Consider the following 14,594-nt stretch of genomic DNA (forward strand, 5'->3'; position numbering starts at 1 on the left):
AATGCGGAATTTCGATTTAAATACGCTGGTTCGACCTAACGTTGCAGGTTTGAAGCCATATTCTTCAGCCAGGGATGAGTTTAAAACTCAGGGCGCAGAAATGATCTTTCTGGACGCTAACGAGAATCCGAATGATAATGGGCTTAATCGATATCCAGATCCGCAACAAGCTAAGGTTAAGGAGAAGCTTTCTGAAATTAAGAATGTCGCTCCGTCCAATATCTTATTAGGTAATGGGAGTGATGAAGTTCTTGATCTTATTTTCAGGGCTTTCTGTGAGCCTGGAAGAGATAATATTATCTCACTACCGCCAACCTACGGCATGTATAAAGTGCTTGCCGATATCAATGATATTGAAAACAGAGAGGTTCTTTTAAATCATGATTTCGAACCCGATGTTACTGCGATCTTTGAACAGGTAAGTTCAAGGACAAAGATCATTTTTCTATGTTCACCGAATAATCCTTCCGGGAATTCATTTGAAGAGAATATTATCGAAGCAATTCTAAAAAGATTTGATGGGTTGGTGGTGATCGATGAGGCGTATATAGATTTTTCGGAGAAAGATAGCTGGATAAACAGGCTGGAAGATTTCCCTAATCTTATTGTAACTCAAACTTTTTCCAAAGCTTTTGGTAAGGCTGGGATCAGACTGGGAGTTCTATATGCTTCTGGAGAAATTATCTCTGTTCTGAATAAGATCAAACCTCCTTATAATGTAAATCAACTTACTCAGAATGAGTCTCTTGAAACCTTATTCGATCTGGACAAAATAAAATCCCAAGTAGCTGATATTAAGAGTGAAAGGATGCTATTAGTTAAACAATTACTTGAGGTTAATTTTGTTTCTAAAATATACCGGTCAGACGCTAATTTTCTGCTTCTGGAAGTTGATGATGCGAATAAACGTTACGATCAATTTCTTGCAAAAGGAATCGTGTTAAGGAACAGAAGCAGCCAGCCACTGTGTGAGAATTGCCTGAGGATAACCATTGGGACCAAAGAAGAAAACAAAAAACTAATTGAAGTATTTAAAGAATTAGATAATGAATAAAGTATTATTTGTAGATCGTGACGGGACATTGATCCATGAACCTGAAGATTATCAAATCGACAGTCTGGATAAATTAGAGTTTTATCCCGATGTTTTTACCTACCTGGGTAAGATCGCCAAAGAGCTGGATTATGAGATCGTAATGGTGACCAATCAGGACGGATTGGGAACTGATAGTTTTCCGGAAAGCGATTTCTGGCCAATTCAGAATTTCATTATCAAAACTTTTAAGAATGAAGGCATTGAGTTTAGTGATGTTTTGATAGACAGGACCTTTGCGAAAGAAAATGCTCCTACCAGGAAACCTAATACCGGTTTGCTGGAAAGAAAATTTATGGATAACGCAGATTATGACCTGAAGAACTCTTTTATGGTGGGCGACCGGCTCACAGATATTGAATTTGCTATGAACTTTGGTGGTCAGGGAATTTTCATTGATAATCATGAAGGGCTTGGTGCAGATGAAGTGGAAAATGATAAATCTGAAGTTGAGGATAGAATTGCTTTAAAAACCGATTCCTGGAAAGATATCTATGAGTTTCTGAAACTACAGGATAGAACAGCCTCTATCGAGAGAAAAACCAATGAAACTGATATTAAAATTGAATTGAATCTCGACGGAACAGGAAAAAGTGATATAAGCACCGGTATCGACTTTTTTGACCATATGCTTGATCAATTAGCTCGTCATGGACAGATGGACCTTAAAATTGCTGTAAAAGGCGATCTGGAGGTAGATGAGCATCACACTATCGAGGATACTGCGATCGCTTTAGGAGAAGTTTTTAGTAAAGCGCTAGGGAATAAGCTGGGCATCGAGCGATATGGATTCTGTTTACCTATGGATGATTGTCTTTCACAAGTCGCCATTGATTTTGGCGGAAGGAACTGGCTGGTCTGGGAAGCAGATTTCAATAGGGAAATGATCGGAAAAATGCCTACAGAAATGTTCTATCACTTCTTTAAATCCTTTACCGATGGCGCTAAAGCAAATTTGAATATTAAAGCTGAAGGTAAGAATGAGCACCATAAGATAGAAGCTATTTTTAAAGCCTTTGCGAAAGCTATAAAAATGGCAGTTAAAAGAGACACCGAAAAAATGATCTTACCATCTACAAAAGGAATGCTTTAATGAAAATAGTAATTATAGATTACGGAGCCGGGAATATCCAGAGTATCAAATTCGCAATAAAGCGGCTTGGATACGAGGCGGTTCTTAGCAGTAATGCTGAGGAAATCCGAAATGCCGATAAAGTTATATTCCCGGGTGTGGGAGAAGCTGGAAGTGCTATGAGAATGCTACGTTCAACTGGCCTTGATAAAGTAATACCAACTTTAAAACAACCTGTTCTGGGTATCTGTCTTGGAATGCAGTTAATGTGTAATTATTCCGAGGAAGGGGACACGACTGGGCTGGGTATCTTCGATGCTGATGTAAAACGTTTTGAAAATTCGGTAAAAGTTCCGCAAATAGGATGGAACCAGATCACAAATCTTGATTCACATCTTTTTGATCATGTTGAAAATGGTGAATACGTTTACCTTGTGCATAGCTATTACGTTCCAGAATGTGCAGATGAAATTGCCAGAACTGAGTATGGAGTGAACTATTCCACGGCTTTACATCGTGATAATTTCTACGGAGTGCAGTTTCACCCTGAAAAAAGCAGCAAAACAGGCGAGCAGATACTAAAGAATTTCTTGAAATTAGATTTAGGAAGTTAGAAATACGAAGTCTGAAGTACGAAATACGATCGACGAAGTTTGAAAATTTAATAACAGGATTGAATATAAAACTCAATTCTCAATACTAAAACCTCAATTCTACAAATGCGAATAATACCGGCAATAGATATCATCGAAGGTAAATGTGTAAGGCTTTCCAAAGGTGATTACAATACCAAGAAAATTTACAATGAGAATCCCCTGGAGGTGGCAAAATCATTCCAGGACCATGGAATTGAGTATTTACACCTGGTAGACCTGGATGGCGCAAAGTCTAAACATATAGTGAATCATAAGATCCTGGAACAGATCGCTTCAAAAACCGATCTTAAAGTTGATTTTGGAGGTGGATTGAAATCTGATAAAGATCTTGAGATCGCTTTCGAAAGTGGTGCTAACCAGATAACCGGCGGAAGTGTTGCTGTAAAAGATCCTGAAATATTTCAGAACTGGCTTCAAAAATTCGGCAGTGATAAGATCATTCTTGGAGCGGATGCAAAGAATAGAAAGATAGCAGTTTCCGGCTGGCTGGAAGATTCAGATAAGGAAATCATTCCTTTTATTCAGAATTACGAAGAGAAAGGGGTTAAATATGTTATCTGCACAGATATTTCTAAAGATGGAATGTTGGAAGGTCCGTCATTTGATCTTTATGAAGAGATCTTGTCTGAGACTAAAAATATCAATCTTATCGCATCCGGAGGAATCTCAGAATTTGATGAATTACCAAAACTGGCAGAATTAGGTTGTGAAGGTGTGATCATTGGGAAAGCGATCTATGAGAACAGGATTAGTTTGAAACAACTGGAAAATTATATTTTGAATAAATAAATCGTCACCCTGAACTTGGTTCAGGGGCTCAGAGAAGCTGAAACAAGTTCAGCTTGACGTATCATAAAGATTAGATAAACTATAATCTAACATCTAAAAAGATGCTAACGAAACGAATTATACCCTGTCTTGATATCAAAAATGGAAGGACAGTCAAAGGAGTCAATTTTGTTGACCTGAGAGATGCGGGAGATCCCGTGGAACTTGCTGCTGCTTATGCCGAGAAAGGAGCGGACGAACTAGTTTTCCTTGATATTTCGGCAACAGAAGAAAAACGAAAGACCCTGGCCAAGCTTGTGCTGGATGTCGCTGAGCAACTCAATATTCCATTTACCGTTGGGGGTGGAATTTCTTCTGTAGAAGATGTAGATATCCTGCTTAAGAATGGAGCCGATAAGGTTTCTATAAATTCTTCCGCTGTTAAAAACCCTGATCTTATAAATCAGCTATCTGATAAATTTGGGAGTCAGTGTGTGGTGGTGGCGATAGACGCAAAGAATATCGATGGAAAATGGAAAGTTCACCTCGTAGGGGGAAAAGTTCCTACCAACCTTGACCTTTTTGAATGGGCTAAAGAAGTTGAGCAGCGTGGAGCAGGAGAGATCCTCTTTACTTCGATGGATCATGATGGAACCAAAAATGGGTTTGCGAATGAAGCATTGGCCAGATTGTCTGAAGAACTGAATATTCCTATTATTGCTTCCGGAGGAGCAGGAAACATTCAGCATTTTCAGGATACATTTCAGAAGGGAAAGGCTGATGCAGCCCTGGCGGCAAGTGTTTTCCATTTTAAAGAAATAGAGATCCTTCAGTTAAAGAAAGAATTGAAGTCCGCAGGGATTCCAATGAGAGTATGAAAAAGGATCATTAATAAATAAGAATAATCTTTTAAGTCGTCACCCTGAACTTGTTTCAGGGTCTCAGAATGATATATGAATTCAACAGATGCTGAAACTCCCGAAGCTTCGGGACAGCATGACGCAATTAAAAATAGCTTTTCGAATAAGAATTAAAAATTATGAATATAGATTTCAATAAGAATAGTGATGGTTTAGTCCCGGCAATAATCCAGGATACAAAGACCAGAAAGGTTTTAATGCTGGGATATATGAACGAGGAAGCTTTTCTCAAGACCAATGAGACCAAAAAAGTTACTTTTTACAGCAGGACCAAACAGCGTTTATGGACGAAGGGTGAGGAAAGCGGTAATTTTCTAAACCTGGTAAATATCAAGCTGGATTGTGATAATGATACACTTCTGGTGGAAGTAGATCCAGAAGGTCCTGTTTGTCATAAAGGAACTGATACCTGCTGGGCTGAAGAAAATACTGTTGAATATGGTTTTCTTTCAAAACTGGAAGGTATTATTACCAATCGCCAGAAATTAAGTGAAACAGAGCCTGAATTGCGTAAGGAAAATGAGAACAGTTATGTTACCTCACTTTTTGATAAAGGCATCAATAAGATCGCTCAGAAAGTGGGTGAGGAGGCTGTAGAAACTGTGATTGAAGCAAAGGATGATAATGATGATCTCTTTTTAAATGAGAGTGCTGACCTGCTTTTTCACTATTTGATCCTTCTGAAAGCCAAAGGATTTGGTTTAAAGGATATTGTTAAGGTTTTAGAGGAAAGGCATTAATCCGGTTTGTAAAGCCGATCATATTTTCGTTTTTATTGAATGACTATCTTTAACAGAGAAAATTATCTGATTCAATATGTTTTAAACTCAATAAATCTGGAAATATGAAATGTAAATTCTTCCTTTTTATCGCTTTAGTTTTCTTGGGTTTAAGTTGTAAAGAGAAATCAGATAAACCAGATAAACCAGATTCTTTTCAGAATAATATTCCTGTTAGAACGGCTGAAGAGCAGAGTTTAATTGAATTTGGTAAGGATTATACCCGCGCCTGGAACAGTCAGAAACCGGAAAATGTAGCCTTATTTTATGCAGAAAATGGTGCATTGATCGTCAATAGTGGCGATCCTCTTGAGGGCAGACAAGAGATTACAGAATTTACAAGAGGATTTATGGAGGCTTTTCCAGACATGGAACTAACTATGGATAGCCTGGTGATGAAACCAAATGAGACCTTCTATTACTGGAATTTTAAAGGAACAAATTCGGGACCTGAAGGAACTGGAAATAAAGTAAACTTTAGCGGATTGGAACGATGGACCTTTAACGATAATAATCTGATAAAGGTCTCTAATGGAAGTTTCGATGAGGAAGAGTACAATCGCCAGGTAAAGGGATTATAGACTTATTAAAAGCTTTTCTGGATATTTAAAATATCATCATCTATTATTCCCAGCTTCCCATTTTACCAGATCTGTAATCCTCATATGCCTGCTGTATCTCTTCTTCTGAATTCATAACGAATGGTCCGCCAAATACCACTTTCTCTTCAAAAGGCTCAGCATGCCCTAGTAAAAGAATACTTTTTTCTTTAGTTATGATATTCAGCTTTTCATCATTCTTGGAAAATTCTGCAAGGTGTAATTCCGGAACATTGATCTCGTTCACCTCCAGTTCACCCTTAATAACATAAAAGAAAATATTATCAGATTTTGGGATCTCCAGCTGAATTTTGGAATCCTTGTCAAAATGTACCAGGGACAGGTTAACCGAGGTTGGAGTGTCAAAAGCGCCTCTTATACCTTTAAAGTTTCCCGATACTACCTGAGCTTTAATAGTTTCTTCCTCATTCTTCCAGATCGATATCTGGTCTTCCTGAAGTCCGCGGTAATGAGGTTGCATCATTTTCAACCTCTTTGGTAGATTAACCCATAATTGCAGGATCTCTAGAGGACCTCCTTCTTCTTTAAATTCATCTGATGATATCTCAGAATGTAAAAGTCCACGCCCAGCAGTCATCCATTGCACCCCACCGCTCTCTATTACACTGTAATGTCCATCACTATCCTTATGAGCAATATCGCCATCAAGGATAAAAGTGACCGTTTCCATTCCACGGTGCGGATGCGGTCCAAAGGGAAGTCCGTTGTTATTTGGAGGATACACCTGCGGACCATGATGATTCAGAAATATAAAAGGATCTATCATTTGTAGGGTACGGGTGGGTAGGGGAGACCAGGTCTTAAGATCTCCCATAGGCCTATATTCAGCTTTATGAAGTTTTTTAATATTCCTCATAACAGTTTATTTGTTTCTTACGTAGATCAATTTGAATTTTGAATTAGCGTTTTCCCTTGATTCGATCTCGAATTTATCTATAGAATTGATCATTGGAGTCAGCTTTTGAAATCCGTAGTTCCTGGAATCAAAATTAGGCTGCTTTTTCTGAAGTAAACTTCCCACATCTCCCAGGAATGCCCATCCATCTTCGTCGGCGACATCAGAAATCGTTTGTGAAATAAGTCTTACCACACTAGGGGTGATCTTATCGAGATTTTGTTTTCTATTGTCTTTCTCTTTACTTTTTCCGTTTTCCGATTCCTTGGTATTATGCTTTAAGATCTCGATATAGATGAACTTATCGCAGGCGACAATAAAAGGGTCTGGAGTTTTTTTCTCACCGATCCCGATCACTTTCTTACCAGCTTCTCTAAGCCTTGTAGCTAAACGGGTAAAATCTGAATCACTTGAAACCAGGCAAAATCCATCAACTTTGTTAGAGTAAAGAATATCCATAGCGTCTATGATCATGGCAGAATCTGTTGCGTTCTTTCCCTGGGTATAGCCGTATTGCTGAATAGGATGTATCGCATTCTCCAAAAGGACGTTCTTCCATTTGTTTAGATGCGGTTTGGTCCAGTCACCATAAATTCTTTTGATCGTAGGGTTGCCATATTTGGCAATCTCTTCCATCATTTCCTTTACGTGGGCAGATGGTATATTATCGCCGTCTATAAGTACAGCTAAATTAGTTTCCATTAATTACGTTTTATTTGGGCGACTAAAGTTAAGATTAAAAATATTAGTCCCTTCTCTTCAGGTATAAAATATATTAAAAAGGGCCTGTAAGTTAGTTACAGGCCCGGTTTCATGCTAGAATCTTAATAAAGCATTCATTTTTGATTTTTTCTGCGGCATGAATTCATGTTCTACGAGATAGACTTTTCCGCCCATTTCGATGGTTTTTTTAGCAGCGAGATTTAATAAGGAAATGCTTCCATTTGTGTTATCGTCTGAAAATTCCACCTTCATTTCGTCCTCATGATAATCACCCCAGATCTCTGCGCGGTTTTCAATGAATAACGTATCTACCTTACCCTGATAAACGGCAGAAATGATATCGCTAACCGCCGATGTAGTATTCTCTGTCTGACTTTGTTCTTTATATTTCTCAATTTTCTTATCCCTGTTCTCGTTAAGATAAGGTTCGACTACTTCCAATGCTTTTTGATGAATACCTAAAAGATCAGTATCATTTGGATTCCCAGGAATAACCTGATCCATCAAATGATTATAAGTGTTAGCATCTTTATAAATTGAAAACAGGTAATCCTGGCAATATACCACTAGCGGTAATTTCTCTTTGGTCAGATAATCCTTTAAGCCCTGGTCTACGGCTCTAAAAAATTGCTTGATCTCGGTTTTTTCATCACGTTCGCTACCTCCATGGCCATGAAACTGCGTCTTTTCACCACCTTCTCCCTGAGTTCTGAACTGTAAGGCCTTTTCTTTAAAATCGAAACCAACTCTTTCTTCCAGACGGGAAGGGGTGAGGTCTTCGATCTCTACAGGCGCTATGCTGTATCTAGAGGCTTCAAATAAGCTCACTTTCTCCAACTGTATGGCCAGAATGTTGAATTTTCCATCGCCGGTCATCGCTGGTACCAGTGGTTTTACATAAAACTCGTTTGAAATATAATGGTAAGCTTCAAAGTTTACCGGTAAGGTATAGCTTTCAAAAAAGTCTGGAGAAGCGAAAATGGCTAGCCCATCACTCTGGTGTCTCCAGAAATTACGGTTTTCCAAAAGCGATTCGATAGGTTTTCCTATTTTCTCTATGGTATTTTCTTCAACATTATCTTCTTTCAGTTTTTTGCGTATTTGCACCCATTCAGAATGTAAATGCTTTTTATTCTTTTCTTCGAGTACCTCTTTCCCGGCTCGCTGTGTTGGAATAAAAATAGAAACACAGGTATCGTTCTTTACGTTAGCCAGTTTTTTAAATTCTTGCTCATTAATCATCGACATATCTAATTTATTTTTCGGTTAATTTGAACCTTTAAGATACGCCTTAACAAAGCCACATCAAAGCCTGCAGTGGCTGTGTTGTGCTAAATATTTCTTAATAAGTATGAAAGTTTTTTTAAACGAGCTAATAAGGTTTATAGTTCGTCATCTGGTTCAACATGAATGAGAACATCAGCAACCTGTGGAAGTTTCTCCAGGATACCGTCTTTAACCCGGTGTGCGATATCATGACCAGACTTAACGCTTATTTCTGCATCTACCGCGATGTGAAGGTCAACATGATAGGTCATTCCAGTTTTTCTGATAAAACATTTTTCAGTTTCCACAACTCCATCAATCTGTTGGGCGATCTCCCTGATCTCTAATTCCACATCCTCATAACGATGTTCATCCATCACTTCACCCAATGCGGGTCTTAAAATGAGATAGGCGTTGAAAAGGATAAAGCCCGAAGCGAATAAGGCGGCCCAGTCGTCTGCATTTTCATAACCCTTGCCCATGTAAAGGGCTATGGAGATCCCTATAAAAGCCATCAGGGAAGTTATGGCATCGCTACGGTGATGCCAGGCGTCTGCTTTAAGAGCAGAGCTATTGGTCTCAGTTCCTTTTTTTGAAACAAATCTGTATGAAACTTCTTTTATTAGAATAATCGCCAGCAGAACTATAAGGGTATATGGTTCCGGAACTTCATGCGGCGTCTGTATATTCTCGATACTTTCATATGCAATTACCGTAGCCGAAACTATTAGGAAACCTACCACCATAAAAGTAATGAGCGGCTCTGCCTTACCGTGGCCATAAGGGTGATTTTCATCTGCCGGTTTATTGGCATATCTTAAACCAAGAAGTACCAGAAGGGACGAAAAAACATCAGTGGTAGATTCAATAGCATCCGCAATTAACGCATAGGAATTTCCAAAAATACCGGTAACCGCTTTTGCAATTGCTAAAAGGGCGTTTCCTGCGATGCTAAAATAGGAGGCTTTAACGGCTTCCCGGTAACCCGGCTGCATAACGTAGTTTTTTGGAGATTACAAAATTATAATAATAAGTTACTTCAATTGGTTATAAATGAGTAAAATTCCGCTAACGACCATAAAAAGGATAAGCAGTTTACGGAAAGTACTACTCTTCATTCTGGAAAGGAATTTTTTGCCAATAATATTACCCACTACAGCACCCAAACCAAGAGCTATCCCGTAGATCCATAATTCTTTATATAGCAATCCGAAAAAGGCATAACTGCCAATTTGCGATATCCCGAGAAAAAATGAATTCACAGTTTTAGTAGCAACCAATTCTTCTTTATCTAATCCAAGATTGAGGTAGAATGGATTCAAAATTGGACCAAGAGCACCTATGATCGTTCCTAAAACGGAAACTAGAAAACCAAGAGGAATTAAATACCACAAGTGAACTGGAAATGATCTTTCCTTCTTTCCGAAGCGATACTGAAAAATAGTACTTATAAGAAACAGGCCTACCAGGATCTGTAACCATGACGCATCTACGCTAGTAAAGAACCATCCTGCAACCCATGCTCCAAGCATTGCTGCCGGCACATAATACCAAAAGACTTTCCAGTTGATATGTTTCCAGAATAAAATAAGCCTTGCCGGTCTTCCAATAAAAGTTCCCAGGTTTAGGACAGGAGCAATCTTTGTAGTGCCCAGCATGAAATTTAACAGGGGTACCAGGATAAGGGCCCCACCACCTCCGGATACTGTAGAAATAGTAAAAGCGATCAATCCCGCGAAAAACAGGATTATTAAATATAAAATATTGATGTCCTGGAATAATTCTATCACAGCGATCTATGCTTTAATCTATACCTACGATTTTACTTCTTCTCTCAAAAATGAGCGTATCCCGCCAGATCCCATCCAGTTGAGCGATCTTTTCTCTTCTTCCCAGAAGCTTAAAACCAAATTTAGTATGAAGCTTAACAGTAGCTTCGTTCTCTGGGAAGACACTGGAAAATAAGGTCCAGATAAGGTTTTTTTCAGAAGATGCTATCAATCCCCGCATTAATTGGGAACCTATTCCTTTTCCTGAATGTTCCGGATGAATATAAATGCTTAGCTCGGCAACTCCCCGATAGACTTCTCTCATGGAAAAAGGAGCAAGGGCAGCCCAGCCTTTGATCATATCATTTTCAAAAAATACCAGTCTTGAATGAGAATGATGTTTTTTATCCCATTCTTCCCAGGTTGGTACCCTGGTTTCAAAAGTCGCATTGCGCGTTTCCAAGCCCAGTTCGTAAATATTGAGGATCTCTGGAGCATCTGTAGATATAATGTTTCTAATCATTTACCACCAAACTATAAAAAAACTATGAAAGGAATCTTTGGTTTTCATCCATACCAGAGGAGCTTTCTTTCTTTCAAATAATTGTTCAACATTATTAATTAATTCATCATATCCATACCAGTCTGAATTACGGCCAGGATCACAACTCCAGTCTTTCTTTTGCGGACTATAGAACAAATTATTCTCCCATCCCATATTTTTAAAATTCAATAAGGGAAACCACTTTCCGGTTATACAATTCAGATTTATCATAGGATTTTGATGAAAAACTGAATTATCGGGTAAAAATAACTGGGCCTTAAAACAAAGTTGTTGTTCGATTTTATCTAAATTCAGGTTGAGTTCCTGTAAATAATTTTGAGCTTCAGGTTTATATAATAGCGGGAATTGCCGCGAGTTCAATTTGTCCAGTTTTTCCGGAAAACTATCTCTTCTGTTTGGACCAATCCACTTATTGATTTCTGGGGAAAGATTAGGGTCATAGACGTAGAGCTTATAAACCAGTTCTATATGCAGAGGTTTAGAGCATTCTTTATCAAACACCAGGAAATCCAGTTCACCAATAGTTCTTTTATCTTCTATGATCTGAAGGTTTGAAGCGATCAACTCATACCTGGAACTATGTTTTATCGCGTTTTCGAAGAAACTTTCCATACGCTTTCCCAAAACAGAATTCCGGGGATGGTCCAGCTCATTTAGATCTTGCAATAAGGTATCAGTAATCTTTATCTCAGGAAATTCGAACTGCTTTATGGCTCCAGTTTGCGAGCTGAAAATGTCTTTGGTATTTAGAAAACCTTTGAATTGATCTAGAATTTCCAGGTTATTCATTTAATCTTTCTTGATTGGGATCCAGATCTTTTCCTTTGAATCGGGATTTTCTGGTCCTTTATATTCTTCACCCAGAACTTCGAAATGCGGCCGGTTATCGAGGCTATATTGAGAAGCTGGTATCCATTCATCGAAAATGAATTTTGCAGTTTCAGCAAATTCCTTGGAGGTGCCTTCATGGGTGAACACAGCATAAAGCCCACCAGGTAATTTCAATCCCTTAAGGCCTTCCTTTAGCTCAGAATAATCTTCTACTTCCAGGGCAGCCCATTTCTCATAGATCGATTGAGAATTGAATTGACCTTTCATGAATCCCTCATCATACACCTGAACTGAAAATAGATCATCGCTTTTGGTATTGCTGATCTCTTTTTTCTGCTTCATGAATCTTTTCCAGAGAAGCGCGGTCTTGTCATCGGTAAGACTGGTATGCAGGCTAATTCCCATAAGTTTTTTAGCTTCCATTTCAACTATTTCCGGGTCTTTCATATAGAGCTTGATTATTTTTTGAGATCGATCTTGAAATTTTCAGGGGGAGTGGCTCCTTTAAGGTTCTCCACGAAATAGTCCCATCTTCTGCGCATCACATAATAAGAATCATCGCCGTAGCTATGTCTTGCATGCGGGAGAACTATTAGGTCAAAATCTTTATTTGCTTTGATGAGAGCATCCACGACCAGATAAGTATGATATGGAGGTACGTTATCGTCCATGGCGCCATGTATAAGCATTAATTTTCCTTTTAAATTTTCGGCATACTGAGCATTGGCATCATAAATATAGGCTGAAGTACTATCTGGATCTTCCCCCATCAAGCCTATATATCTTTCTCCCCAAACATCCTCATAATTCCTGTTATCATGATTCCCAGATTCGGCAATTCCAACCTGATAGAAATCGGGATATTTGAACATTGCCGCTACGGTGGCCGAACCGCCACCGGAATGTCCCCAAACACCAATTCTGGAAGTGTCCATAAAAGAATATTTTTTAGATAACTGTTTGATCCCGCTTATCTGATCTGGTAAGGTATTTTCTGAAAGGCTCCCGTAACAGGCATCGTGGAAAGATTTTTCTCTTCCCGGGTTACAGGTACCTTCAAGCACGAACACTACAAATCCCAGTTCGGCAAGCGCCTGATGATCCCTTCGAGAAGTTTTAAAAGACCAGCCACGAATACTACCTCCCTGCGGTCCAGGATAGATATAATTTATTATCGGGTACTTTTTAGTTTTATCAAGGTTTGTTGGAGTAAACATGAGTCCGTAAAGATCCCATTCTCCATTCGCAGATCTCACAGTAAACTCTTCGGGTGCCTTCCAGCCATTTTCTTTCAAAGCCTGAATATTTTCCTCTTCGAGTTGGGTTATTAATTTTACATCGCTATTTCTTAGAACAGCTATATTTGGTTTGGTTGGAGTAGAATAATTATCCACAAAATATTCATGATCTGGAGACCAGTGGATAGAATGTGTTCCTTTTTCCGGAGTAAGGTTTTTTAAATTTTTGCCGGAAAGGTCTATTTTATACAAATGACTGAAATATGGATTCTCTTCCTTATTTTTTCCGTTAGCCATAAAATAGATCTCTTTTTCTTCCTCATCGATATAAGAGACCTGAGTGACCACAAATTTTCCTTTAGTGATCTGGTTCTTTAATTTACCGGTTTCAGCATTATATAAATAAAGATGTCCATAATCGTCTCTTTCAGAATACCAGATGATCTCATTGGATGCATCCAGGTAACTCCAGTTGATCTTATCCTGGCCAGATTCATACTGCGTAGCTACTTTTTCTTCAAATATTTCTTTCACTTCTCCGGTGCTGGCATTGGCCATTCTAAGCTTTGCCGATTTATGGTCTCTGGACGTCGAAACGAAATATAGTCTTGTGGAGTCATTACTCCATTCATTATCATCGAAACTACCAGAGCAACTAATATCATCACAAAGGGTTCCCCTGCGAGGATCTGGCTCAATATTTAATTTTAGAACCTCTTTATTCTCTGTATCTATGATTACTCTTTCTATCTGAATCACTTTTTCATCCTGAGGCAAAGGATATTTCCATTTTCGCAATTCTGGAGCGCCAACATTTGTGGTAACCAGGTACATATCACTCACATGTCTTTGATCTTGGCGGTAGGTAGCGATTTTTTTGGAATCTGGCGACCAGAGCAAGATCGGCTTGTCGCTTTTTCTCCAGCCGGCATTATCTGTGGCATAGCCGTAATTTTCGATTCCATTGGTGGTTAGCTGAGTTTCTTTCCCGGTTTCAAGGTTTCGCATCCAGAGGTTCCAGTCTTTTATAAATGCAACCTTTTTGCCATCCGGCGAGACCATTTCTGAACTTGTGTGCGTAGTATTATTTATTTTGTTGCCGAGCTTAGTTCCGGCAAGTAAACTTTCCAGCGAATTTGCAATTTGTCTGGAGCCCTCTTTCGCATTTACCAGAACATATTCCTCTCCGTTATTTGTGGATACCTGGTACCAGAAATTTTCATTATCCAGCCAGGTGGGACTAACGTACTTTCTATAGACCAGGGCATCTGTATTATCACCTAAAAATTGAACCGCCCTTTCATAATCTTTTTTGGTAACGATTTCTTTTTCTACCTGCGCAATAGCAGTAAGACTAATAAAAGTGACGAGGAAAAATAAATGCAGGGACTTTTTCATG

The 14,594-nt window shown here is 38.8% G+C and carries 16 protein-coding genes; 7 read left to right on the top strand and 9 right to left on the bottom strand.

Annotated features, from left to right (window positions below; genetic code table 11):
- Nucleotide 1: 1 nt before the first annotated feature.
- From hisC to C8P64_RS07325, 7 genes are all read left to right on the top strand, one after another.
- Nucleotides 2-1,054 carry a histidinol-phosphate transaminase gene (gene hisC, locus C8P64_RS07295; protein WP_108171426.1) on the top strand — a complete coding sequence of 351 codons (1,053 nt, stop codon included), beginning with the start codon at nt 2-4 and terminating at the stop codon, nt 1,052-1,054.
- A complete protein-coding gene (hisB, locus tag C8P64_RS07300) occupies nt 1,047-2,186 on the top strand; it encodes a bifunctional histidinol-phosphatase/imidazoleglycerol-phosphate dehydratase HisB (protein ID WP_108171427.1) in 1,140 nt (379 codons plus the stop codon). The genes hisC and hisB overlap by 8 nt, the downstream gene beginning before the upstream one ends.
- Nucleotides 2,186-2,779 carry an imidazole glycerol phosphate synthase subunit HisH gene (gene hisH, locus C8P64_RS07305; RefSeq protein WP_108171428.1) on the top strand — a complete coding sequence of 198 codons (594 nt, stop codon included), beginning with the start codon at nt 2,186-2,188 and terminating at the stop codon, nt 2,777-2,779. Before hisB ends, hisH begins: the two co-directional genes overlap by 1 nt.
- A 105-nt stretch (nt 2,780-2,884) precedes the next feature.
- Nucleotides 2,885-3,610: a 1-(5-phosphoribosyl)-5-[(5-phosphoribosylamino)methylideneamino]imidazole-4-carboxamide isomerase gene (gene hisA, locus C8P64_RS07310; RefSeq protein WP_108171429.1), complete on the top strand. Its 726-nt coding sequence runs from the start codon at nt 2,885-2,887 to the stop codon at nt 3,608-3,610.
- A 101-nt stretch (nt 3,611-3,711) separates the two neighbouring features.
- Nucleotides 3,712-4,467 carry an imidazole glycerol phosphate synthase subunit HisF gene (gene hisF / locus C8P64_RS07315; RefSeq protein WP_108171430.1) on the top strand — a complete coding sequence of 252 codons (756 nt, stop codon included), beginning with the start codon at nt 3,712-3,714 and terminating at the stop codon, nt 4,465-4,467.
- 161 nt (nt 4,468-4,628) lie between these two features.
- Entirely contained in the window at nt 4,629-5,249 is a 621-nt protein-coding gene (gene hisIE / locus C8P64_RS07320) for a bifunctional phosphoribosyl-AMP cyclohydrolase/phosphoribosyl-ATP diphosphatase HisIE (RefSeq protein WP_108171431.1), read from the top strand.
- Nucleotides 5,250-5,353: 104 nt separating this feature from the next.
- The gene (locus C8P64_RS07325; protein ID WP_108171432.1) at nt 5,354-5,869 is read left to right on the top strand and encodes an ester cyclase; all 516 of its coding nucleotides are present in this window, start codon (nt 5,354-5,356) and stop codon (nt 5,867-5,869) included.
- 43 nt (nt 5,870-5,912) lie between these two features.
- On the opposite strand, the gene C8P64_RS07330 is transcribed toward C8P64_RS07325, so the two are convergent.
- The 9 genes from C8P64_RS07330 to C8P64_RS07370 form a co-directional block, all read right to left on the bottom strand.
- Nucleotides 5,913-6,764: a pirin family protein gene (locus C8P64_RS07330; RefSeq protein ID WP_108171433.1), complete on the bottom strand. Its 852-nt coding sequence runs from the start codon at nt 6,762-6,764 to the stop codon at nt 5,913-5,915.
- A 6-nt stretch (nt 6,765-6,770) separates the two neighbouring features.
- Nucleotides 6,771-7,505 (bottom strand): NYN domain-containing protein, encoded by a 735-nt coding sequence (locus C8P64_RS07335; protein ID WP_108171434.1) that lies wholly within the window; start codon nt 7,503-7,505, stop codon nt 6,771-6,773.
- A 114-nt stretch (nt 7,506-7,619) separates the two neighbouring features.
- Nucleotides 7,620-8,774: a baeRF7 domain-containing protein gene (locus tag C8P64_RS07340; protein WP_108171435.1), complete on the bottom strand. Its 1,155-nt coding sequence runs from the start codon at nt 8,772-8,774 to the stop codon at nt 7,620-7,622.
- Nucleotides 8,775-8,908: 134 nt separating this feature from the next.
- Entirely contained in the window at nt 8,909-9,787 is an 879-nt protein-coding gene (locus C8P64_RS07345) for a cation diffusion facilitator family transporter (protein WP_108171436.1), read from the bottom strand.
- 39 nt (nt 9,788-9,826) lie between these two features.
- On the bottom strand, nt 9,827-10,582 hold the full coding sequence (locus C8P64_RS07350) for a sulfite exporter TauE/SafE family protein (RefSeq protein WP_211307602.1): 756 nt from the start codon (nt 10,580-10,582) through the stop codon (nt 9,827-9,829).
- 13 nt (nt 10,583-10,595) lie between these two features.
- Nucleotides 10,596-11,084, bottom strand: coding sequence for a GNAT family N-acetyltransferase (locus tag C8P64_RS07355; RefSeq protein ID WP_108171438.1), 489 nt, complete (start codon nt 11,082-11,084; stop codon nt 10,596-10,598).
- Complete coding sequence (locus tag C8P64_RS07360) at nt 11,085-11,915, bottom strand: DUF1853 family protein (protein ID WP_108171439.1); 831 nt, start codon at nt 11,913-11,915, stop codon at nt 11,085-11,087. It lies immediately after the preceding gene.
- Complete coding sequence (locus C8P64_RS07365) at nt 11,916-12,404, bottom strand: GyrI-like domain-containing protein (RefSeq protein WP_108171440.1); 489 nt, start codon at nt 12,402-12,404, stop codon at nt 11,916-11,918.
- Nucleotides 12,405-12,415: 11 nt separating this feature from the next.
- The gene (locus C8P64_RS07370; RefSeq protein ID WP_108172201.1) at nt 12,416-14,593 is read right to left on the bottom strand and encodes a S9 family peptidase; all 2,178 of its coding nucleotides are present in this window, start codon (nt 14,591-14,593) and stop codon (nt 12,416-12,418) included.
- Between the last annotated feature and the right edge of the window lies 1 nt (nt 14,594).

The sequence above is a fragment of the Christiangramia gaetbulicola genome, assembly GCF_003054225.1.
Classification (GTDB): Bacteria; Bacteroidota; Bacteroidia; order Flavobacteriales; family Flavobacteriaceae; genus Christiangramia; species Christiangramia gaetbulicola.

What these genes read in the sequence shown, in the direction of transcription:
- hisC (WP_108171426.1), top strand. Translation starts at nt 2, where the DNA reads ATGCGGAATTTCGATTTAAATACGCTGGTTCGACCTAACGTTGCAGGT.
- hisB (WP_108171427.1), top strand. Translation starts at nt 1,047, where the DNA reads ATGAATAAAGTATTATTTGTAGATCGTGACGGGACATTGATCCATGAA.
- hisH (WP_108171428.1), top strand. Translation starts at nt 2,186, where the DNA reads ATGAAAATAGTAATTATAGATTACGGAGCCGGGAATATCCAGAGTATC.
- hisA (WP_108171429.1), top strand. Translation starts at nt 2,885, where the DNA reads ATGCGAATAATACCGGCAATAGATATCATCGAAGGTAAATGTGTAAGG.
- hisF (WP_108171430.1), top strand. Translation starts at nt 3,712, where the DNA reads ATGCTAACGAAACGAATTATACCCTGTCTTGATATCAAAAATGGAAGG.
- hisIE (WP_108171431.1), top strand. Translation starts at nt 4,629, where the DNA reads ATGAATATAGATTTCAATAAGAATAGTGATGGTTTAGTCCCGGCAATA.
- C8P64_RS07325 (WP_108171432.1), top strand. Translation starts at nt 5,354, where the DNA reads ATGAAATGTAAATTCTTCCTTTTTATCGCTTTAGTTTTCTTGGGTTTA.
- C8P64_RS07330 (WP_108171433.1), bottom strand. Translation starts at nt 6,764, where the DNA reads ATGAGGAATATTAAAAAACTTCATAAAGCTGAATATAGGCCTATGGGA.
- C8P64_RS07335 (WP_108171434.1), bottom strand. Translation starts at nt 7,505, where the DNA reads ATGGAAACTAATTTAGCTGTACTTATAGACGGCGATAATATACCATCT.
- C8P64_RS07340 (WP_108171435.1), bottom strand. Translation starts at nt 8,774, where the DNA reads ATGTCGATGATTAATGAGCAAGAATTTAAAAAACTGGCTAACGTAAAG.
- C8P64_RS07345 (WP_108171436.1), bottom strand. Translation starts at nt 9,787, where the DNA reads ATGCAGCCGGGTTACCGGGAAGCCGTTAAAGCCTCCTATTTTAGCATC.
- C8P64_RS07355 (WP_108171438.1), bottom strand. Translation starts at nt 11,084, where the DNA reads ATGATTAGAAACATTATATCTACAGATGCTCCAGAGATCCTCAATATT.
- C8P64_RS07360 (WP_108171439.1), bottom strand. Translation starts at nt 11,915, where the DNA reads ATGAATAACCTGGAAATTCTAGATCAATTCAAAGGTTTTCTAAATACC.
- C8P64_RS07365 (WP_108171440.1), bottom strand. Translation starts at nt 12,404, where the DNA reads ATGAAAGACCCGGAAATAGTTGAAATGGAAGCTAAAAAACTTATGGGA.
- C8P64_RS07370 (WP_108172201.1), bottom strand. Translation starts at nt 14,593, where the DNA reads ATGAAAAAGTCCCTGCATTTATTTTTCCTCGTCACTTTTATTAGTCTT.